We start from the raw sequence: 21,098 nt of genomic DNA on the forward strand, positions 1-21,098 counted from the left end.
ATACAAAGGTTTTTGTGCTTTGCTTCCTGCAATTTCGGCCACATGGCATTTACAGAAGCAGCAAAACTTGATAGAATATAACGATAATCAAAAAAATAGTCAGGTGCGTGATAAGAGCGTACTGTAAAAAGGAGAACGTGAAGTATGGGGATTGAAAACAATGTATATGGGGAGCTTCTTTCCGGCCTGCAATCGGAGAACCAGAAGCTGCTGTTGACAAAATTAAATCCGGATGGAACCCTGGAAAAGCACTTATATGTGCCGGGCACAGAACCAGAAGAGGCGGAGGCACTGGCGCAGCAGGCTGCTTTTGAGAAGAAGGTATGCATTACGGGGTTTGACGATGAGCAGAAAACAGAAAAGTGGATCGCGGAGCCTTTCTGTAAGGAAAACCGCATGCTGATCTTCGGCGGTGGTCATGTTTCACTGGCACTGGCAGAGTTTGCGGCCCGCACCGGTTTTGCGGTAACGGTGACCGATGACCGGCCTTCCTTTGCCAATGAGCTTCGCTTCCCGACGGCAAAGCAGGTCCTTTGCATGGATTTTGAGACGGCGATTGAAAAGCTGCATGTCAATTCCTCTGATTTCGTGGTGCTCTTAACCAGAGGCCATCGTCACGATGGTGTCTGTCTGCGGGCCCTGGCAAAGCAGGGGGAGACGGCATATCTCGGCATGATCGGTTCCAGAAAGCGCGTCCGAGAACTGAAGGATACACTGGAGGAGGAAGGCATCAGCCGTAAGTGGCTTGACTGGATCCACACCCCGGTGGGACTTGATATCGGAGCAATAACCCCGGAGGAGATTGCGGTCGCAATCCTTGCAGAAGCAATTCAAGTGAAACGCAAACCGGAAGATGAGGCCAGAAGAGTTTCCCAGTCCGACATCGACATGGAAGTCATTCACAATCTGGCAGAGCCGGAAGAAAAATTTGCGGATCAGAAAAAGGCGGTTATTACCATTCTGAGCACAAAAGGTTCCACACCGAGAAAGGCCGGAGCCAAGATGATCGTCTACGAGACCGGGCTGATCCAGGGAACCATCGGAGGGGGGTGCGCAGAGGCAAACCTCATGCAGCATGCTCGGGAAGTGATCCGTGATGGCGGATATCAGATCCGTCATGTGGATATGACCGGAAGAGTGGCAGAGGAAGAGGGCATGGTCTGCGGCGGCGTGATGCAGGTGCTGATTGAACGGGGCTGAGTGTGCATTCTGATAAGTAACGAAACGCATGAAAAAAAGTTAGGGAAACTGTCAATAAAACAGATTAGGGGATTGCATTTCCCAGAAAAACAGATTACAATAGAATAATCTGAAAAGCCGGTTTGCCGGAAGGCAGGCCGGTTTTAAAAGTCCACCGTTATTTTCACAAAAAAATAACGAACAAAACGGATGAATGAAACAAAAAACGGAATGATAACGAAGATTCACAGGAAGATTGGGAGGCAGCACACATGAAACTGATCAAAACCGTCGATGCGGAGGGCGCAGTCCTCTGTCACGACATTACACAGATCATTCGCGGAGTCACCAAAGACGCAGTGTTCCGCAAGGGTCACATTGTTACAAAGGAAGATATTCCGGTGCTTTTAAGCGTTGGAAAGGATACCCTCTATGTCTGGGAGAAGGAAGAGGGCATGATGCATGAGGATGAGGCAGCCGAAGTGCTCTGCGAGATCTGCAGGGGTGAGCACATGGACCGTTCTTTGCCGAAGGAAGGTAAGATCGAGCTGACCGCGGCCTGCGATGGCCTGTTAAAGATTGACGCAAAGGCACTAAAGGAGGTCAATTCCTTCGGCCAGATGATGATCGCCACCCGCCACGGCAATTTTGCCGTAAAAAAGGGAGACAAGCTGGCAGGCACCCGCATTATCCCTCTGGTCATTGAGGAAGAGAAGATGAAAGCGGTGAGGGAGCGGACCATGGAGCTGACCGGCGGAAAGCCAATTCTGGAATTAAAGCCGTTTCAGCGTAAGCAGGTCGGTATTGTGACAACCGGAAATGAAGTGTTCCACGGACGTATCAAAGATACCTTCACCCCGGTCATTGTGGACAAGCTGTCTGAGTTTGACACAGAGGTCATTGACCATGTCACCTGGGATGATGATGACAAAAAGGTAACGGCCAGCATTCTGGATATGATCGGAAAGGGAGCGGATGTTGTCATCTGCACCGGAGGCATGAGTGTAGATCCGGATGACAAGACTCCGCTGGCCATCAAAAATACCGGAGCACGCATTGTTTCCTACGGTGCCCCGGTGCTTCCGGGCGCCATGTTTCTGCTGGCTTATTACGACCGCATAGAACATGGAAGGAACCGGAGAACCGTCATCATGGGGCTTCCGGGTTGCGTGATGTATGCAAAACGCACCATTTTTGATCTGGTACTTCCACGTGTCATGGCAGACGATGAGGTGACACCGGATGAGCTGGCAGCCCTTGGCATGGGCGGCCTGTGCTTAAACTGCCCGGTCTGCACCTTCCCGAACTGCGGTTTTGGAAAGGGGTATTGATATGGAATTTACCCATTTTGACGAACAGGGCAATGCCCGCATGGTCGATGTGACTGCCAAGGGCGAAACGGTACGTGAGGCGGTAGCAAAGGGCCGTATCCGCGTGAGCGAGGAATGCTTTGGAAAGATCAAAGAAGGTACTATGGCCAAGGGGGATGTGCTTGGTGTGGCCCGGATCGCTGGGATCATGGGAGCAAAGCGTACTTCGGAGTTTATTCCGCTGTGCCACATCTTAAATCTGACCAAGCTGAACGTGGATTTTAACCTGCATCCGGAAACCTGTGAGATCGAGGCAGTCTGCACGGCCAAGACCACCGGAAAGACCGGAGTGGAGATGGAAGCGCTGACCGGCGTGTCAGTGACGCTTCTGACCATCTACGATATGTGTAAGGCGGTAGATAAGGCGATGGAGATCGGAGACATCCATCTGGCAGAGAAGACAGGAGGGAAGAGCGGACATTTTGTGAATCCGCGTGAGCAGGGCGGTGAGCAGGTGTGAAGGATGCCCAGGGAAGAGAAATTAAGTATCTGCGTGTGTCCGTGACGGACCGCTGCAACCTGCGCTGCAAATACTGTATGCCAAACGGCATTGAGTGCGTGGAGCATAAGGACATATTAAGCTTTGAGGAGATACGGCAGATCGCGGTGTGCGGGGCCAGGCTCGGCATCACCAAGATCCGGCTGACCGGAGGAGAACCGCTTGCCAGGAAAGGCTGCCCGGAGCTGATCCGCATGTTAAAAGAAATTCCGGGCATTGAAAAAATTGCCATGACGACCAACGGAACCCTGGTGAGAGCTATTCTCCCGGAACTGGTAGAGGCAGGACTGGATGAGATCAACATCAGCCTGGATACGCTGGATGCCAGGACATTTGCGGCCATCACCGGTCAGGATCTTCTGCCGGAGGTCCTGCTGGCTATTGACGCGGCTCTTGCGGCAGGCTTGAAAGTAAAGGTTAACGCAGTTTCCATGCCGGATACCGACTGGAAACGTCTGATCACGCTGGCAAAGGATAAGCCTGTGGATGTCCGGTTTATTGAGCTGATGCCCATTGGAGAAGGGCGGCACTCGGAGGGACGCAGTAACGAAGATCTTTTGGAAGAGATACGCAGTGAATTTCCTCAGCTTCAGGCCGATGACAGCGTACACGGGGCCGGGCCGGCGGTCTATTATAAGATTCCGGGATATCAGGGAAGCATCGGACTCATCAGTGCCATGCACGGAAAGTTCTGCAGCTCCTGCAACCGGGTACGACTGACTTCAACAGGATTTTTGAAGACCTGTCTTTGCTATGAGGACGGGACAGACTTGAGAGAAATTCTGCGTGGTGAATGCGTGCGGCAGGAAGCGGTCAGCAAAAATCAGAAGCTTCTCAATGCCATGGCCCGCACCATATACGGCAAACCGGCAGAGCACTGCTTTGAGCAGCCGGATCAGATTACAGAAGCGCATGGCATGAGTGCAATTGGAGGGTGAGAAATATGGATTTTAACGAAACAGGCGTAGTGAAGGCTATCTGCATCAGTCCGGCCCGGGGAACGGAAAAGCATACCATCCCGGAAGGACATTTTATTCCGAACTTCGGAATTGAGGGTGATGCCCACGCGGGAACGTGGCACCGGCAGGTGAGTCTTCTTTCCTATAATAAAGTAGAAGAGTTTAATAAGCGCGGAGCAAACGTGGGCGACGGTGCCTTTGGTGAAAATCTGGTCGTAGACGGAATCGATTTCCGGGCGCTGCCGGTGGGAACCAGACTGTATGCCGGGACCGTGGAGCTTCGCATGACCCAGATCGGCAAGGAGTGCCACAGCCACTGCGCGATTTATCATCGTGTCGGGGAGTGCATCATGCCGCGGGAAGGCGTGTTTGCCGAGGTCATAAAGGAAGGCATCATCCGTCCGGGAGATGTGATGCGTGTGGAAGCACCGAATGAGAACCGTCCCTTCACGGCGGCGGTCATTGTATTAAGCGATAAAGGTTCCAGAGGGGAACGGGAGGACGCAAGCGGACCTGCAGCCGAGGAGCTGTTAAAAGAAGCAGGCTACGATGTGCTGGAACGCTTTGTGATCCCGGATGAGCCGGCGGTGTTAAAGCATCACCTGATCCGTCTGGCCGACAGCCGTCAGGTAGATCTGGTTATCACCAGCGGAGGAACCGGATTTTCCATGCGGGACCAGACACCGGAGGCAACACTGGCCGTGGCAGACCGGAATGCGCCTGGTATTGCCGAGTACATCCGCATGAAGTCCATGCAGATCACAGACCGGGCCATGCTAAGCCGCGGCGCGTCTGTGATCCGCAAAAAGACCCTGATCGTGAATCTGCCGGGAAGTCCGAAGGCCGTGAAGGAGAGCCTTGGCTTTATTCTGGGAGCGTTGGATCATGGGTTAAAGATTTTGCGTGGCACCGCGTCTGAGTGCGCGAGAAAATAAAAAACAAAACAAGGGAGAAAAACGATGAAGAAAAGGTTCGCAGTTGTAATGGCAGCTATGATGGCTGCAGGTATGATGGCAGGCTGCTCCTCCAAACCGCAGGAGACTACCGCAGCAGCAACCGAGGCAGAGACCACCGCAGAGGAGACCATTGCAGCAGAGATCGAGGCTGAGTCCAAAGAAGAGGAAAAGGCTGATCTTGGCGAGCAGAGCATTCTGGTTGCGGCAGCAGCAAGCTTAAAGAACGCATATGAGGATAAACTGATCCCGATGTTCGAGGAGCAGTATCCGGGCGTAACCGTTGAGGGAACCTACGACAGCTCAGGAAAGCTGCAGACCCAGATCGAGGAAGGACTTGAGGCAGACGTATTCATGTCCGCAGCGACCAAGCAGATGAAGGCTCTGGATGATGAAGGCATGATTGCTTCCGATAGCATTGTGAACCTGTTAGAGAATAAGATCGTTCTGATCGTTCCGGCCGGCAGTGACAGTAAGATTGATTCCTTCGAGAAGATCGGCGATGCAGCATCCATCGCTCTGGGCGATCCGGAGAGTGTTCCGGCCGGCCAGTACGCAAAAGAAGCTCTGACCAATTTAAACGTATGGGACAGCATTCAGGATAAGGTAAGCTTTGGTACCAACGTAACGGAGGTATTAAACCAGGTTGCAGCAGCAAGTGCTGACGCGGGTATCGTATACGCAACCGACGCGGCAAGCAAGGCTGATCAGGTTACTGTTGTTGCAGAGGCACCGGAGGGAAGTCTGGAGAAGAAGGTCATCTACCCGGTAGCCGTTGTAAAAGCAACTACTCATGAAGATGCAGCAAAGGCATTCGTTGATTTCTTACAGACTCCGGAAGCAATTGCGGTATTTGAGTCCTACGGCTTTGTAGCAGCAGAGTAAAGAGAAAGGAGCAAAAGATGGACTGGTCCCCGATCCTGATTTCCATGAAGACAGCCAGTGTCTCCATCGTGATTACCTTTTTCCTCGGAATCCTGGCAGCCTGGTGGGTGGTCAGCATGAAAAACGAGCGGATGAAGATCATCCTGGACGGCGTGCTGACGCTGCCGCTGGTGCTGCCGCCTACGGTGGCGGGCTTTTTTCTCTTATATCTGTTTGGGGTGAAACGGCCCATCGGCATCTTCTTTTTGCAGTATTTCGGTGTTAAGATCGCTTTCTCCTGGACAGCCACAGTGCTGGCATCGGTGGTGATGTCCTTTCCGCTCATGTACCGCTCTGCAAGGGGAGCATTTGAGCAGGTGGATCCGAACCTCATGGCTGCGGCCCGCACCCTTGGCATGAGTGAGTGGAGCATCTTCCACAAGGTGCTGATCGCCAATGCCATGCCGGGCATTGTCAGCGGTGGTGTTCTGGCCTTTGCGAGAGGCCTGGGTGAGTTTGGCGCAACGGCCATGATAGCGGGCAACATTGCAGGAAAGACCAGAACCCTGCCTATGGCCGTTTACTCTGAGGTGGCAGCAGGAAACATGGATGCGGCATACCGCTATGTTGCCATCATCGTTGTCATTGCCTTTCTTTCCGTCATCCTGATGAACCGGGCAGCACTGCGCGAGAAGAAAAGGAGATTATCATGAGTGAGGATTTTTTATCGGCAGATATCCGGAAAAAGCTGCGTGAATTTGAGCTTCAGGTTCAGTTTACCTGCCCGGCATGTCGCGGACGCGCCAGTGACGCGTCCGATGGCTCTGGGAGCAGCTGTCTTGGCATTCTTGGTCCTTCCGGCTGCGGCAAGAGCATGACCTTAAAATCCATTGCCGGCATTGTGGAGCCGGACAGCGGTTCCATCATTCTGGATGGACGGGAACTCTTCAACAGCAGCAGGAAGGTAAACCTGAAGCCGCAGAAACGCCGCGTCGGTTATCTGTTCCAGAACTATGCGCTGTTTCCGAATATGACCGTGGAGGAAAACATCCTTACCGGATTAAAGGCGGGAAAACGCTACGGGGAAGCACAGCAGAAAAAGCGGGTTTCTGAGATGATGGAGCGCTTTCGTTTAAGCGGACTGGAAAAACGCTATCCGGCACAGCTTTCCGGCGGACAGCAGCAGAGAGTGGCCCTGGCAAGGATCCTGGCTTATGAGCCGGAGGCACTGCTTCTCGATGAGCCGTTTTCCGCTATGGACACGCACTTAAGAGAGCGTCTGCGTCTGGAACTGGCCAGCGTGCTTTCGGAATACCAGGGAGCTTCCGTCATGGTTACCCATGACCGGGACGAGGCCTACCAGCTCTGTGATACGCTGCTGCTCTTAAGCAAAGGCCATGTCATCGCGGCAGGAAAAACGAAGGATATCTTCAATGATCCGGGCAGCGTTGAGGCCGCAAGGCTGACTGGCTGCAAAAACATTTCCCGCATTGAAAAAATAGACGATCACCGGGTACGCGCATTAGACTGGGATAATCTGGAGCTGAGCACGGAGAAAACCGTGACAGAGGATGTAACGTCCATTGGAATCCGTGCCCATGATTTTGAGCCGGTAAAAGATCCGGAAGGGATCAACCACATTCCGGTTGGACATGCGAAAATATCCGAGATGCCGTTTGAGTGGTATATTACCCTGCAAAACGGTCTGTGGTGGAAAATAGGAAAGACCATCCACACCCACAGTGCGGACGGTCTGATTCCGGAATACGTCAGAGTAGCCCCGGAAGCAATCCTGCTTCTTAAGGGTTAACTGAATAATCACCGAAATATTTTTCAAAGAGCTGGGCAGTTGCTGTTTTCAGCTCTTTTTCCATACCCTGATACCGGGTGAGCAGCTCCTTCGCCTCCGGTGTCAGATGGGAGGAACCGCCGGATGCGCCGCCGGATTTGGATTCGATCAGGGAATAGCCGAGATATTGCTCGGCCTTTTTAATGATTTTCCAGCCCTTGCTGTAGGACATCTCCATTTCCTTACAGGCGGTCTGCATAGAATTACTCTGGTCTACCAGAATAAGAAATTCTGCAACGCCGGGACCGAAGAAGGTGTCGTTCTTGGCCAGGCGGAAGCGTACAGACGGGCGGAGCGGAAGGTCTGCCGGGGGGATAGAGGAATCAATGGCTGGTTTTTGTCTGCGGCTCATGAAATGTTTCCTTTCTCAGCTGAAAATGCAAAACAGCTGAGTCCTTTCTGAATTAGATCGTCATGAAAAATTCTGCTCTTTATTTAGTATAGCACGGTATACGGCAGATGGGTAGGAATTTTCAGAACTTGTTCTCGACAAAACGAATGAAAACTGCTACAGTGGAAAGACAACAGGAGGATTTGACAGATATGCTAGAAACCAGTAAGATTGAACTGCATGGGGATATTTCCATCCCGTTCTTAAAAAAGAGCCGTTTTACCGGGAGCTTTAAAGGCATGCGCTATGTGCTCATCAAACATGAAAAAGAACTGGAGCCCGCCGCAGAGGAGACTCCGGCGAAAACGGAAAACGTGCTCAGGGCCATAATCTGGCCGGAACCCTTTAACTTTGAGATGACGCCGGATGAGAAAAAGCACCACAGAGATTTCCCATTTACCACAGACGGGATCTGGGAGGCGGTGGACTGGCTGAACGCGGAGCATGAGGCGGGACATTACTGATGCAGGAAGATGGATGATCATGCAAAATGACTGTCTGTGGCAGTCTGAAAACAAAGAAATGTGAGCGGGGGTTCACAGGAAACAGGAGATTGTATTATGAATATTTCACAGATTACCGGAGTTTACTTTAGTCCTACCGGAAGTACAAAGCGGGTGACGGAGTGGATCACGGAGCGGATCGCAGGTAACAGGGAGGCAGAATGCCTGGATCTCACCGATGCAGCGTCCTCCAGGCCGGATTATACCTTTACAGAGCATGAGCTGGCGGTAGTCGGCGTGCCGGTATACGGCGGACGGGTGCCGGAGACGGCGAGAGAGCGCCTGCAAAAAATCCACGGAAAGCGCACGCCGGCGGTGCTGATCGTCACCTACGGAAACCGTGCCTACGAGGACGCATTGCTGGAGCTTTCGGACATCTTAAAGGAACAGGGATTCATCCCGGCGGCAGCGGCAGCCGTAGTCACAGAGCATAACATTGCCCATGTCTATGGAACCGGACGCCCGGATGAGAAAGACAAAAAAGAGATGACTGCCTTTGCGGAGGCAGTAAAGGAAAAACTGAAAAACACAGCTGGAAGCACAAAGCTTTCAGAACTTTCCATCAAAGGAAATCGCCCGTACCGTCCCTATGGAACGCTGCCGTTAAAAATCAGTGTTTCCTCAGCTTGCGAAAACTGCGGAACCTGTATCCGCAAATGTCCGGTCCAGGCTATTTCCCGCACCGATGCGAAGGTGACCGATGAGAGTGCCTGCATCACCTGCATGCGCTGCATTGCAGTCTGCCCGAAGCACGCGAGAAGGCTGGGAACTCTGATGACTCTTGCGATCCGCCAGAAATTAAAGAAAGTCTGCACGGACAGAAAGGATGCAGAGTTTGTACTATGAAGCTGGAAAATGACTTAGACACCGATGACATACGGAGGCTGGTCCTTCGTCTTGCACTGCCATCCATGCTGGCTCAGTTCGTCAGTGTGTTTTACAGTATTGTAGACCGTATGTACATAGGAAACATCCCAAAGATCGGAGAGGTGGCTCTGGCCGGTGTCGGCATCTGTGGTCCCATTGTAACATTGGTTTCGTCCTTCGCTATTCTGGTGGGAGTAGGAGGCGCGCCGCTTATGAGCATCCGCCTGGGACAGAAGAATGAAAAGGGAGCAAGGCAGATCCTGGCGAACTGCTTTCTCATGCTGACGGTCATGGCCCTGGTTCTGACGGTCTGTGTGCTGGGAATGAGGGAAAAGCTCCTGTGGTGGTTTGGCGCTGGGGAGACCACCTTTCCCTATGCGCTGTCTTACATGACTATCTACCTGTGTGGCACGTTCTTCGCGCTGATGACTACGGGCATGAACCAGTTTATCATCTGCCAGGGCTTTGCAAAGGTTGGCATGAAGGCCGTTATGATCGGGGCGGTGGCCAATATCGTCCTGGATCCCATTTTTATTTTCGGCCTGCATCTTGATGTGCGGGGAGCAGCCCTGGCCACGGTACTGTCGCAGATGTGTTCCTGCTTTTATGTGCTGCGCTTCTTATTTGGAAAGAAGGTGCCGATCCGCATTACCTTTCATGGGTTTGATCCCAGGCTGATGCTGCAGGTAGCCAGGGTGGGCTTCTCTCCCTTTGTCATCATCGCTCTGGATAATGTGCTGATCATTTCCCAGAATATGGTGATCCAGCGTCTGGGCGGTCCGGGACAGGGCGATACCATCCTGACCTGCGCGGCAATTGTCCAGAGCTTTATGCTGATCATCACGATGCCGCTCGGAGGCATTACTTCGGGAACCCAGACGATCCTGGGCTACAACTACGGAGCAAAAAGGCCGGACCGCATCTGGAAGGCGGAGCAGTGGATCGTCACCTGCGCGCTTGTATTCAACACGGTCATGTTTCTGGCAGCCCAGTGTGTTCCGGAGATTTTCGTGCAGATCTTTACCCGCAACGAGGAATATGTAGCCTTAAGCGCCTGGGCTATCCGGATGTCCACGCTGGGCGTGATCCCGCTGGCAGTACAGTACACGATCGTGGACGGATTTACCGGAATGGGCATAGCGAAGGTGGCGATTACCCTGTCGCTCTTCCGTAAATCCATTTATTTTTTGTCGGTGGTGCTGATCCCGCTCCTGACCGGCGTGACCAATGTGTTTTTTGCGGAAACCGTCTCCGACTTTGCCGGCCCGGTATTTTCCATCATCCTGTTCCTGCTGGTATTTAAGAAGGTTGTGGGAGATCCGAAGCAGATATCTGTGGCATAACAGAAATAACAGCAATCCGATTCCAATAGAGTATCGCATGTAGCCTGTTGCGGAATAAGATACTACTAAGGAAAGAGGGTGATCTCTCATGCGAGAGGAGCTGTTTCATATTATTTTCGGGATTCTGATCCCGTTTCTTGGTACTACCATTGGAGCGGGAAGTGTGTTTTTTGTAAAAAATGAGATCAAACCGGTGATCCAGAAGCTGCTGCTGGGCTTTGCCTCCGGCATTATGGTGGCTGCTTCGGTGTGGTCACTTCTGATCCCGGCCATGGAGATGTGTGAGCCTGCCGGAAAGCTGGCGTTTGTGCCTGCCGCAGCCGGCTTTTCCATCGGCATGGTGTTTCTCTGGGGGTTAGATAAGCTGATCCCGCATCTTCACATGGGAAGCGACACGCCGGAGGGCCCAAAGAGCAATTTAAAGAAAACGACCATGCTGGTGTTTGCGGTGACGCTGCACAACCTGCCGGAGGGCATGGCAGTGGGCGTGGTGTTTGCGGGGCTTCTGACTGGAAGCGCTCCCATCACGGCAGCCGGAGCCTTTGCCCTGACCATTGGCATCGCTATTCAAAACTTTCCAGAGGGGGCCATCATTTCCCTGCCGCTGCACAGTGAGGGGCAGTCAAAGCTCAGGGCTTTTGTTATGGGTACGCTGTCCGGCGTGGTAGAGCCCATCGGTGCGCTGGTCACGATTCTGTGCGCAAAGTTTCTGGTGCCAATTGTGCCCTATATGCTGGCCTTTGCGGCGGGCGCCATGATCTATGTGGTGGTGGAAGAGCTGATCCCGGAATCGGCTCAGGGGGAACATTCCGATATGGGAACCATGGGCTTTGCGGTCGGCTTTCTGATTATGATGATTCTGGATGTGGCGCTGGGCTGAGCGCCGGAATCTGACTGGAAACATGCAAAAAGCCGGAAAGCTGACGGAAAAACGGAAGCTTTTCAGTTTGATATAAGGAGGAGTTTGTAGAATGACACAGGAAGAAGTTTTAAAGAATGCAAGGACCTGCCTTGGTCCGTATTGTAAGGGATGCCCGGTCTGCAACGGCCGGGCCTGCAAAAATACCATGCCTGGTCCGGGTGCCAAGGGCGAGGGTGACACGGCCATTCGCAATTACGAGAAATGGCGGGAAATCCGGGTACAGATGGACACGCTCTGTGAGAACTGCCCGGTGGACACCAGCCTGGAGATTTTCGGAAAGAAATTCGCTTATCCATTTTTTGCTGGCCCGGTGGGCGCAGTGAACCTTCATTATGGAGATAAGTATGATGACGCGGCCTACAATGATATTCTGGTGCGGGCCTGCGCGGACAATGGCATTGCGGCCTTTACCGGTGATGGTACGAATCCGGAGGTCATGCGGGCGGCTACCGCAGCCATTGGAAAAGCAAACGGCCTGGGTGTTCCGACGGTAAAGCCGTGGAACGCGGAAACGGTAGCAGAAAAGATGGAGTTAGTCAGAAAGTCCGGTGCTTTTGCGGCAGCAATGGACATTGACGCGGCAGGTCTTCCGTTCTTAAAAAATCTGACTCCGCCGGCCGGCAGTAAGACCGTGGAAGAGCTGGCTGGCATCATCCGCGCTGCAGGCGTTCCGTTTATTGTAAAGGGTGTTATGACGGTGAAGGGCGCGTTGAAGGCGAAGGAGGCCGGGGCAGCAGCCATTGTGGTATCCAACCACGGCGGCCGTGTTCTGGACCAGTGCCCGGCTACCGCAGAGGTGCTGCCTGAGATCGCAGAAGCTGTGGGCGGCGGTTCCATGAAGATTCTGGTGGACGGCGGTATCCGCAACGGCAGCGATGTCTTTAAGGCGCTGGCACTGGGAGCAGACGGCGTGCTGATCTGCCGCCCGTTCGTGACTGCGGTTTACGGCGGCGCGGAGGAAGGTGTGGCAGAACTGGTGAACCGCGTTGGCGGCCAGTTAAAGGACACCATGGCTATGTGTGGTGCCCATAGCCTGGCTGAAATCACCCGGGATATGGTACGGAAATTCTAAAACTGTCCGCGGAATACGGACATATGACCGTTTTCTGGATGGAACAGCGATAAATTATAACCGAAAGGAATAGTACACATTCCTTTTATATAGTTGACAAATAGTAACAGGATTGTTATCATAAAGAGAACGTGACAGAAGGGAGAACACTTATGGATAGAATCGTGTTATCATTGTTAGTAGACAACACATCAGGTGTACTGAGCCGTGTTGCTGGCTTATTCAGCCGCCGTGGCTACAACATCGAGAGTCTGACCGTTGGTGTCACTGCAGATGAGCGGTATTCCAGAATGACCGTAGTTGCTTTTGGCGATCAGAACATTTTAGAGCAGATCGAAAAGCAGCTTCGAAAACTGGAGGATGTCCGCGACATCAAGGAATTAAAACCGAGCCATTCCGTTTACCGGGAACTGATCATGGTAAAGGTACGGGCCAACGCGAGCCAGCGTCAGGCGGTCAGTGCCATTTCCGACATTTTCCGCGCAACCATCGTGGATGTAGGCAAGGATTCCCTGACTGTCATGCTGACCGGCGACCAGTCAAAGCTTGACGCGCTGATCAATCTGCTGGAAGACTACGAAATCCTGGAACTTGCAAGAACCGGCCTGACCGGCTTATCCCGCGGCTCCGATGACGTACGGTATCTTCCGTAAACAAATGAATCTAAAGATTCTTGAGGAGGAAAAGAAGATGGCAAAGATTTATTATCAGGAAGACTGTAACCTGTCCTTACTGGATGGAAAGACCATCGCTATCATTGGCTACGGCAGCCAGGGACATGCACACGCATTAAACTTAAAGGAGTCCGGATGTGACGTCATCATCGGTCTGTACGAGGGCAGCAAGTCCTGGGCAAAGGCTGAGGCACAGGGCTTTAAAGTATATACCGCAGCAGAGGCTGCAAAGAAAGCAGACATCATCATGATCCTGATCAACGATGAGCTGCAGGCTGACATGTATAAGAGAGACATCGAGCCGAACCTGGAAGAGGGCAACATGTTAATGTTCGCTCACGGCTTCAACATTCATTTCGGCTGCATCAAACCGCCGGCAAACGTAGATGTTACCATGATCGCTCCGAAGGCACCGGGCCACACTGTTCGTTCCGAGTACCAGGAGGGCAAGGGTACTCCGTGTCTGGTAGCTGTAGAGCAGGATTACACCGGTAAGGCTCTGGAGAAAGCTCTGGCATACGGCCTTGGTATCGGCGGCGCAAGAGCAGGTCTTCTGGAGACCACCTTCCGTACCGAGACTGAGACTGACCTCTTCGGCGAGCAGGCTGTTCTTTGCGGCGGCGTTTGCGCTCTGATGCAGGCTGGTTTCGAGACCCTGGTTGAGGCTGGCTATGATCCGAGAAACGCTTACTTCGAGTGCATCCACGAGATGAAGCTGATCGTTGACCTCATTTACCAGTCTGGTTTCGCTGGCATGAGATATTCCATCTCCAACACCGCTGAGTACGGCGATTACATCACCGGACCGAAGATCATCACCGAGGATACCAAGAAGGCTATGAAGAAGATCCTTTCCGATATCCAGGATGGTACCTTCGCAAAAGAGTTCCTGCTTGATATGAGCCCTGCAGGCCGTCAGGTTCACTTCAAAGCTATGAGAAAGCTTGCTTCTGAGCATCCGTCTGAGAAAGTCGGCGCAGAGATCCGTAAGCTGTACAGCTGGAACGACGAGAGCGGCAAGCTCATCAACAACTAATCGAATCTGAATTTTCATCATAAAAAAGTCGTCCAATTGGGCGACTTTTTTGTTTCATAGGAAATACAGATTCTGACTGTTCTGCTCTTTACAGAACCGGATGAAGGTGTCAAGTGCCTTGGAGGTACGGCTGCTCTGCCACAGGAAGCCAACCGTGCGCTTGTGGATCGGTGTGTCCAGTTTGAGCTGTGCCAGCCGCCCGGAGTCCAGATCCTCTTTTACAAATTCCTTGATCACGCAGCCAATGCCAAGACCGATACGGGCAAACTCAATGAGCAGGTCCATGGTGGTGACCTCCAGGAGATTGTTGGCTACAATTTCGTTGACGGACATGTAGTCGTCGATGTAATGGCGGGTAATATTGTTCTTGTCCAGAAGCATCAGGTTGCCGCTCTGGAATACATCCGTGTCGGCGCCTTCCCGCAGCTTTAAGTTTTCCAGATAGCTTGGTGTTGCCACGAAGATATCTTCAATATCCATGACCGGGATAAAATTCATGCTTTTGGCAGATTTCTGCTCCACAACCAGGCCAATGTCAATGCGCTGCTGCTCCAGCATGGAGAGCGTCTGGGTGGTGGGCTGGCTTTCGATGGTGATCTTGATATGGGGATACTGCTCAATAAAACCTTTTAAATATTTGACCATGATAAACCGGCAAAGCGTGTTGCTGACGCCGATGCGGATGTGTCCCATATTGAATTCACGGATGCGCTTTAACTCCTGCTCGCCCTTGGCCAGTTCTTCGAAAGCATCCCGGGTGTGCTCAAACAGCACCTGTCCTTCATCGGTAAGCTGCACGCCGCGGGAGTTGCGGGTGAAAAGCACAGTGTTTAAGCTATCCTCCAGCTTGCTGATGGATTTGCTGATGGCAGGCTGGCTGATGTAAAGCTCCTTTGCGGCCCGGGAAATATTACCGGCCTTGGCTACGGCGTAAAAAATACGGTACTGTGATAAGTTCTGATCCATATATTCGATGATCCCCCAATAGTTTGTAATGTCAGAGTTCGCGCGAGACACGAACTTCTTATAACTAAGTGTTATGATACATATGAGTATTATCTATTGTCATTATACCAGTAGTGATGATATAATTCAATAAGCGACAAAAAATGGAAGCGTGCGAAAACATACATTTGTGATCGCATGCGGAAAGAAAAACGAATTGTCAGGAGGACATTATGTCAGTCGGAAAAATTTTTAAATTTCACAATGACCTGGATACGGATCAGATTATCGCATCCCAGTATCTGTTACTTCCTACCATCGATGAGATGAAGGATCATACATTTGAGTCTTTAGACCCGGATTTTCCGAAAAAAGTAAAACCGGGCGATTATGTTGTAGGCGGAGAGAACTTCGGCTGCGGCTCTTCCAGAGAGCAGGCACCGAGCGTATTAAAGGCGCTGGGTGTTCAGGCCGTGGTTGCCAAATCCTTTGCCCGCATCTTTTACCGCAATGCCATCAACATTGGCCTTCCGGTTATTGTTTGCAAAGACCTGCCGGACGCAGTAAGTACCGGGGATGAGATGGATCTCTCCCTTACGGAAGGTGTTGCAAAGGCAAATGGAAAGACCTATTCCTGCACGAAACTGCCGGCTTACATGCAGCAGATCTTAAGCCAGGGCGGACTCATCGCATCACTGAACAAGGAGGAAGCATAATCATGGGAATGACAATCGCTGAAAAGATTATTGCCCTTGCAGCCGGTGTGCCGGAGGTAAAGGCAGGAGATATCCATACCGTAACCTTAGACCGCATGATGAGCAACGACGGAACCACTCATCTGACCGTCGATATGTACAACAACAAATTAAAGCATCCGCATATTGCGGACCCGAAGAAGATGGTCTTTATTGTGGATCACAACGTTCCGGCAGACAGCCCGAAGACCGCTGCATCCCAGAAGAAGATGCGCGATTTCGCGCGTGAGAACAACATTGATTTCTGGGAAGGAAAAGGCGTGTGCCACCAGATCATGATGGAAAACTATGTCTGCCCGGGTGAACTGATTTTTGGCGCAGACAGTCATACCTGCACTTACGGTGCGCTGGGCGCATTCGGTACCGGTGTCGGCTGTACGGATCTGCTCTATGGCATGGTGACCGGAACCTCCTGGGTATTAGTTCCGGAGACCGTCAAATTCAACCTGACCGGCAAGCTGCCGGAGGGCGTATATCCGAGAGACTTAATGCTCACCATCATCGGCGAGATTGGAGCCAACGGCGTGAACTACCAGGTTATGGAGTTCACTGGTGACGGCGCAAAAACCTTAAGTGTTAACGATCGTATGGTTCTGTGCAATCTGGCGGTAGAGGCAGGTGCCAAGACAGCCATCTTTGAGGCAGATGAGATCGCCCTGGAATACTTAAAGGCAAGAGGCCGTGAGCCGAAGGCTGTATTTCAGAGTGATGCCGACGCGGTTTACGCAAGAGAGTATACCTTTGACTTGTCCAAAATCCAGCCGGTCGCAGCACGCCCGGACTTTGTAGATGATGTAGTTCCGGCCAAAGAGGTCTGCGGCGTCCGCATTGACGAAGCATTCCTTGGTTCCTGCAACAATGGCCGTATCGATGATCTGCGTGTCGGAGCAGCGATTGTAAAAGGAAAGAAGATTTCTGACCATGTGCGATTCCTGGTGGTTCCGGCCAGCCGTGAGGTATACTTACAGGCACTGGATGAGGGCCTCATCCAGATCTTCATGGAGAGCGGCGCCATTGTCATGAACCCGAACTGCAGTGTCTGCTGGGGCAGCTGTCAGGGTGTCATTGGCGAGAATGAGGTGCTGATCAGTACCGGTACCCGTAACTTCAAGGGACGCGCCGGACATCCGAGTTCCAAGGTTTATTTAGGTTCCGCGGCAACGGTAGCAGCTTCCGCGGTGAAGGGTGAGATCTGCACTGCAGATATGCTGTAGGAAGAAATACAGGATAAGCATTTTGCGACCGCTTGATCAGGCAACAGTGAACGACATTGCTGCCTGTGCGGTTACTACATATTATATTAGGAAATAAGAGGTTATCATTATGGCACAATATACCGGAAAGGTCTGGGTCCTGGGCGATGACATCGATACTGACATCATCATCCCGACGGAGTACCTGGCCTTAAAGACCATTGAAGATATGAAACAGTACGGTTTCTCCCCGCTGCGCCCGGAGCTTGCGGGTCAGATCAAACCGGGAGACATCATTGTAGCAGGCAAAAACTTCGGCTGCGGCTCTTCCCGTGAACAGGCACCGGAGGTCATCAAGGCTCTTGGCATTCCCTGCATCATTGCCAAGTCCTTTGCCCGCATTTTCTACCGCAACGCGTTAAACAATGGTTTGCTTTTACTGGAGCAGCCGGAGCTTCACGATGTGGTGAAGGAGGGAGATACCATCACCGTTACCGTGAACGAGGATGTCGAGTATAATGGAAAGAAATACCCGATTGCTTCCCTGCCGGAGAACCTGATGGAGATCATTGAGGCCGGCGGCCTGGTCAAAGCCATGCGCAAGCGCAACGGACTGGATTAGGAGGATAGTATGGGACAGACAATCATCGAAAAGATTTTATCACATAATACCGGCAAAAACGTAAAGCCGGGCGATATCGTGACTGTAAATGTAGACCGCGTTATGTTAGACGATATCATGATTCCGTTCATCGTGGACAAGTTCCATGAGATGGGCTTCGCAAAAGTATGGGACCCGGATAAGGTAGTCCTGATTTACGATCATCTGGTTCCAGCCAGCCAGCAGGACGATACCCGCCATTTCCGTGTGGGCGACGCGTTCGTGGAGCAGTACGGCATTAAAAACATTCACAGAAGTGACGGTATCTGCCATCAGCTGATGACGGAGGCTGGCTACGTAAAGCCGGGCCATGTGGTATTCGGCACTGACAGCCACACCACCACCTACGGCTGTGTGGGTGCTTTCTCTACCGGAATCGGCTATACCGAGATGGCTTCCATCCTTGGAACCGGAACTCTCTGGGTCAAGGTACCGGAGACCATCAAGGTTGTGATTGATGGAGAACTTCCGGCCAATGTGATGTCCAAAGACGTGATCCTGCGCCTGATTGGTGATCTTGGCGCGGATGGCGCAACCTACCGTGCTCTGGAGTTTACTGGTTCCGCCGTGAAGAACATGAGCATTGCCAGCCGCACCACCATGGCAAACATGGCCATTGAGGCCGGCGCTAAGTGCGCGCTGTTCACTCCGGATGAAAAGACCGAGGAGTACTGTGGCATTAAGCTGGATGATTTCCAGAAGAGCCTGGTGGGCGACGCAGATGCTGTATACTTAAAAGAGCTTCACTACAAAGCAGAGAACTTCGTACCGGTGATGGCATGCCCGTCTCAGGTAGACAAGATCCGCAACGTCAGCGAGCTGGAAGGCACCGTCATCGATCAGGTCTTCATCGGTTCCTGCACCAACGGCCGTCTGGAGGACCTGCAGGCAGCAGCTGAAGTATTAAAGGGAAAGAGTGTGGCTCCGTATGTGAAGCTTATCGTCACTCCGGCCAGCCGTAAGGTATACCAGGATGCAGCAGCCTGCGGCGCCATTAAGACCTTAATGGAGGCAGGTGCCATTGTAACTCATCCGGGCTGTGGCCTCTGCTGTGGACGTACCGGTGGCATCTTAAGCGACGGAGAGCGCGTGGTAGCCACCAACAACCGCAATTTCCTGGGCCGTATGGGAACCTCTAAGGTAGAAATCTACCTGGCCTCCCCAAGAACCGCCGCAGCTTGTGCTGTAGCCGGTAAGATTGTGAGTTTGGAGAAATGACTATGAAACAGCAAAAAAAAGACAAAACCAATGTGATGCGTCTTCTGGACGCGGCTGGCATTTCTTACCGAGTTCAGGAGTATGAAGTGGATGAGAATGACCTCTCCGGCATTCATGTAGCAAACCAGATTGGCGAGGATCCGGACAGTGTTTTCAAAACCCTGGTGCTGAAGGGAGAGAAGCGCGGCTATCTGGTATGCTGTATTCCGGTGGCGGAAGAACTGGACTTAAAGAAGGTAGCCCGCGCCGTGGGAGACAAGAAAGTGGAGATGCTTCCCATGAAAGAGCTTTTGCCCACCACTGGCTACATCCGCGGTGGCTGTTCCCCCATCGGAATGAAGAAGAAGTTCCCTACTTATATAGAAGAAACAGCAGTTTTATTTGACGAAATTGCGGTCAGCGCCGGCATTCGCGGTGCCCAGGTCATTTTAAATCCGGAAGATTTAAAGGCCTACACAGAGGCAGAGTACGCCAGCCTCACAATTGAATAAAAGATAACACGGAAATTGATTTACATAAAAAAGAGCCGACATTGTTCGACTCTTTTTTTATGACGGTATAATTAACAAAAATGTAATAATTACTTAACACTTCGGAAGAAAAATGAAACAAAAAAACACCAGTTTAAGCGGAGAATCTTTGTGCAAAGCTATAGAAAAGGGAAAATCCCTGAAAATTCCGGGTGGCATATATGACAAAAGTGTGAAAAACTTATTGACAGTTTTACTTGTCCCCCACTATAATATCGCCTGACACAGAAAAACGGGTGATTTCAGGACTTAACTCCCACTTTAAGTCAGAAAAATGCCATATTTAGGGAATCACATGATTGAAAGGAGCACAATATGTATCCATTTTGCTCATTTCTCCAGGCGGTATGCCAGCTTGTAAAACACATCTTCACTCCGATGGTAAAGATGACCAGGCGTTTATACCGCAGCGCGGCCATTCTTATGACCGGGACTGCAGTGGTAGCCGTTATGACTTTTTCATCAGCCGGATTTGCGGCAGGCGGACATAACGCGCTGACCGCATATGCTGAGACCTCCAATGGAGAGGATCCGGAAACGGAAATCCCGGAAGAGGAAGCAGAGAAAGTATCTGGGGAAACGCAACAGCTTACAGAAGCAAAGATACAACTGCGTATTACAGATCCTGACAATTTGAGGAGCGGACAGCTCCTTGTGGGTGATACAATAGCAAGAAATGTACAGGAACAGAATGCTGTACGTCAGGAGCAGAAGGCGGTCATTGAAGAGACCGAGAGGGAAATTGAGCGGGTTGAGGAAGAACGCCGCAGACAGGCCGAAGCGGAAGCTGCCAGAAAGGCAGAAGAGGAACGCCGACACGCAGCGGCAGAGGCAGTACGCGCCTCGTCGATCATCTCATTTTCGGATCAGGATTATGAGGTCTTAAAGCGCATTGTGGAGGCCGAGGCAGGCGGCTGCGATATGCAGGGAAGAATCCTGGTAGCTAATGTCATTTTAAACCGTGTGCGGGATTCAGAGTTTCCATCCACCATTACGGATGTGGTATACCAGCGGTCCCAGTTCTCACCGGTCAGCGACGGACGGTTAAACAGCTGCACAGTATCGGAGAAGACTGTGGAGGCAGTGAACCGGGCACTTTCCGGGGAAGATTATTCCCAGGGCGCGCTGTTCTTCATGAACCGTATCCGGTCGCGGTCCAGCAACGTCAGCTGGTTCGACGGACATCTGACCTATCTGTTTCAACATGAAAAGCATGAGTTTTTTCGATAGAAGGCAATAATCTGATCAAAATCAGACGAACAATGCAATAAGGCAGAAAAACGAAAAGAGGGTCCGAAAGGATTCTCTTTTTGTG

23 protein-coding genes are annotated in these 21,098 nt (G+C 51.8%); 21 read left to right on the forward strand and 2 right to left on the reverse strand.

Annotated elements, in window-relative coordinates; translation table 11 throughout:
- Positions 1–144 precede the first annotated feature (144 nt).
- From DWY84_RS10030 to DWY84_RS10065, 8 genes are all read left to right on the forward strand, one after another.
- A complete protein-coding gene (locus DWY84_RS10030) occupies positions 145–1,200 on the forward strand; it encodes an XdhC/CoxI family protein (RefSeq protein WP_118532872.1) in 1,056 nt (351 codons plus the stop codon).
- 251 nt (positions 1,201–1,451) lie between these two features.
- Positions 1,452–2,510, forward strand: coding sequence for a molybdopterin-binding protein (locus DWY84_RS10035; RefSeq protein ID WP_118532874.1), 1,059 nt, complete (start codon positions 1,452–1,454; stop codon positions 2,508–2,510).
- Position 2,511: 1 nt separating this feature from the next.
- On the forward strand, positions 2,512–3,009 hold the full coding sequence (gene moaC, locus DWY84_RS10040) for a cyclic pyranopterin monophosphate synthase MoaC (RefSeq protein WP_118532876.1): 498 nt from the start codon (positions 2,512–2,514) through the stop codon (positions 3,007–3,009).
- Positions 3,006–3,986: a GTP 3',8-cyclase MoaA gene (gene moaA, locus DWY84_RS10045; protein WP_118532878.1), complete on the forward strand. Its 981-nt coding sequence runs from the start codon at positions 3,006–3,008 to the stop codon at positions 3,984–3,986. The genes moaC and moaA overlap by 4 nt, the downstream gene beginning before the upstream one ends.
- 5 nt (positions 3,987–3,991) lie before the next feature.
- The gene (locus DWY84_RS10050; RefSeq protein WP_118532880.1) at positions 3,992–4,942 is read left to right on the forward strand and encodes an MOSC domain-containing protein; all 951 of its coding nucleotides are present in this window, start codon (positions 3,992–3,994) and stop codon (positions 4,940–4,942) included.
- 24 nt (positions 4,943–4,966) lie between these two features.
- The gene (gene modA, locus DWY84_RS10055; RefSeq protein ID WP_118532882.1) at positions 4,967–5,845 is read left to right on the forward strand and encodes a molybdate ABC transporter substrate-binding protein; all 879 of its coding nucleotides are present in this window, start codon (positions 4,967–4,969) and stop codon (positions 5,843–5,845) included.
- A gap of 17 nt (positions 5,846–5,862) precedes the next feature.
- Positions 5,863–6,537: a molybdate ABC transporter permease subunit gene (modB, locus tag DWY84_RS10060; RefSeq protein WP_118532884.1), complete on the forward strand. Its 675-nt coding sequence runs from the start codon at positions 5,863–5,865 to the stop codon at positions 6,535–6,537.
- Positions 6,534–7,634 carry a sulfate/molybdate ABC transporter ATP-binding protein gene (locus DWY84_RS10065; RefSeq protein WP_118532886.1) on the forward strand — a complete coding sequence of 367 codons (1,101 nt, stop codon included), beginning with the start codon at positions 6,534–6,536 and terminating at the stop codon, positions 7,632–7,634. Before modB ends, DWY84_RS10065 begins: the two co-directional genes overlap by 4 nt.
- Here the strand turns inward: DWY84_RS10065 and DWY84_RS10070 are convergent.
- On the reverse strand, positions 7,624–8,025 hold the full coding sequence (locus DWY84_RS10070) for a LysR family transcriptional regulator (RefSeq protein ID WP_118532888.1): 402 nt from the start codon (positions 8,023–8,025) through the stop codon (positions 7,624–7,626). The two genes, DWY84_RS10065 and DWY84_RS10070, sit on opposite strands and share 11 nt — an antisense overlap.
- A gap of 191 nt (positions 8,026–8,216) precedes the next feature.
- Between DWY84_RS10070 and DWY84_RS10075 the strand changes: the two genes are divergently transcribed.
- The 7 genes from DWY84_RS10075 (at position 8,217) to ilvC (ending at position 14,481) form a co-directional block, all read left to right on the forward strand.
- Complete coding sequence (locus tag DWY84_RS10075; RefSeq protein ID WP_118532890.1) at positions 8,217–8,528, forward strand: GNAT family acetyltransferase; 312 nt, start codon at positions 8,217–8,219, stop codon at positions 8,526–8,528.
- A 96-nt stretch (positions 8,529–8,624) separates the two neighbouring features.
- The gene (locus tag DWY84_RS10080) at positions 8,625–9,413 is read left to right on the forward strand and encodes an EFR1 family ferrodoxin (protein WP_118532892.1); all 789 of its coding nucleotides are present in this window, start codon (positions 8,625–8,627) and stop codon (positions 9,411–9,413) included.
- Positions 9,410–10,777 carry an MATE family efflux transporter gene (locus DWY84_RS10085; RefSeq protein WP_118532894.1) on the forward strand — a complete coding sequence of 456 codons (1,368 nt, stop codon included), beginning with the start codon at positions 9,410–9,412 and terminating at the stop codon, positions 10,775–10,777. The genes DWY84_RS10080 and DWY84_RS10085 overlap by 4 nt, the downstream gene beginning before the upstream one ends.
- Before the next feature lie 88 nt (positions 10,778–10,865).
- A complete protein-coding gene (locus DWY84_RS10090) occupies positions 10,866–11,657 on the forward strand; it encodes a ZIP family metal transporter (protein WP_118532896.1) in 792 nt (263 codons plus the stop codon).
- Positions 11,658–11,748: 91 nt separating this feature from the next.
- The gene (locus tag DWY84_RS10095; protein ID WP_118532898.1) at positions 11,749–12,771 is read left to right on the forward strand and encodes an alpha-hydroxy-acid oxidizing protein; all 1,023 of its coding nucleotides are present in this window, start codon (positions 11,749–11,751) and stop codon (positions 12,769–12,771) included.
- A 152-nt stretch (positions 12,772–12,923) separates the two neighbouring features.
- Positions 12,924–13,424 carry an acetolactate synthase small subunit gene (ilvN, locus tag DWY84_RS10100; RefSeq protein ID WP_118532900.1) on the forward strand — a complete coding sequence of 167 codons (501 nt, stop codon included), beginning with the start codon at positions 12,924–12,926 and terminating at the stop codon, positions 13,422–13,424.
- 37 nt (positions 13,425–13,461) lie between these two features.
- Positions 13,462–14,481, forward strand: a complete 1,020-nt coding sequence (gene ilvC, locus DWY84_RS10105) for a ketol-acid reductoisomerase (RefSeq protein ID WP_118532902.1) — start codon at positions 13,462–13,464, stop codon at positions 14,479–14,481.
- A 54-nt stretch (positions 14,482–14,535) separates the two neighbouring features.
- Here ilvC and DWY84_RS10110 read toward each other — a convergent pair whose 3' ends face one another.
- Positions 14,536–15,447, reverse strand: coding sequence for a LysR family transcriptional regulator (locus DWY84_RS10110; protein WP_118532904.1), 912 nt, complete (start codon positions 15,445–15,447; stop codon positions 14,536–14,538).
- Positions 15,448–15,659: 212 nt separating this feature from the next.
- Between DWY84_RS10110 and leuD the strand changes: the two genes are divergently transcribed.
- The 6 genes from leuD to DWY84_RS10140 all read left to right on the forward strand — a co-directional run bounded on the left by leuD (position 15,660) and on the right by DWY84_RS10140 (position 21,013).
- Complete coding sequence (gene leuD / locus DWY84_RS10115; RefSeq protein WP_118532906.1) at positions 15,660–16,142, forward strand: 3-isopropylmalate dehydratase small subunit; 483 nt, start codon at positions 15,660–15,662, stop codon at positions 16,140–16,142.
- A gap of 2 nt (positions 16,143–16,144) precedes the next feature.
- Positions 16,145–17,395, forward strand: a complete 1,251-nt coding sequence (locus DWY84_RS10120) for an aconitase/3-isopropylmalate dehydratase large subunit family protein (protein WP_118532908.1) — start codon at positions 16,145–16,147, stop codon at positions 17,393–17,395.
- Positions 17,396–17,504: 109 nt separating this feature from the next.
- Positions 17,505–17,996, forward strand: a complete 492-nt coding sequence (locus DWY84_RS10125) for a 3-isopropylmalate dehydratase (RefSeq protein ID WP_118532910.1) — start codon at positions 17,505–17,507, stop codon at positions 17,994–17,996.
- A 9-nt stretch (positions 17,997–18,005) separates the two neighbouring features.
- Positions 18,006–19,253, forward strand: coding sequence for a 3-isopropylmalate dehydratase large subunit (locus DWY84_RS10130; protein WP_118532912.1), 1,248 nt, complete (start codon positions 18,006–18,008; stop codon positions 19,251–19,253).
- A gap of 2 nt (positions 19,254–19,255) precedes the next feature.
- Positions 19,256–19,744 carry a Cys-tRNA(Pro) deacylase gene (ybaK, locus tag DWY84_RS10135; protein ID WP_118532914.1) on the forward strand — a complete coding sequence of 163 codons (489 nt, stop codon included), beginning with the start codon at positions 19,256–19,258 and terminating at the stop codon, positions 19,742–19,744.
- A 354-nt stretch (positions 19,745–20,098) separates the two neighbouring features.
- Positions 20,099–21,013 (forward strand): cell wall hydrolase, encoded by a 915-nt coding sequence (locus tag DWY84_RS10140; RefSeq protein ID WP_118532916.1) that lies wholly within the window; start codon positions 20,099–20,101, stop codon positions 21,011–21,013.
- Positions 21,014–21,098 lie beyond the last annotated feature (85 nt).

Source organism: Clostridium sp. AF27-2AA (assembly GCF_003478505.1).
Classification (GTDB): Bacteria; Bacillota; Clostridia; order Lachnospirales; family Lachnospiraceae; genus Brotaphodocola.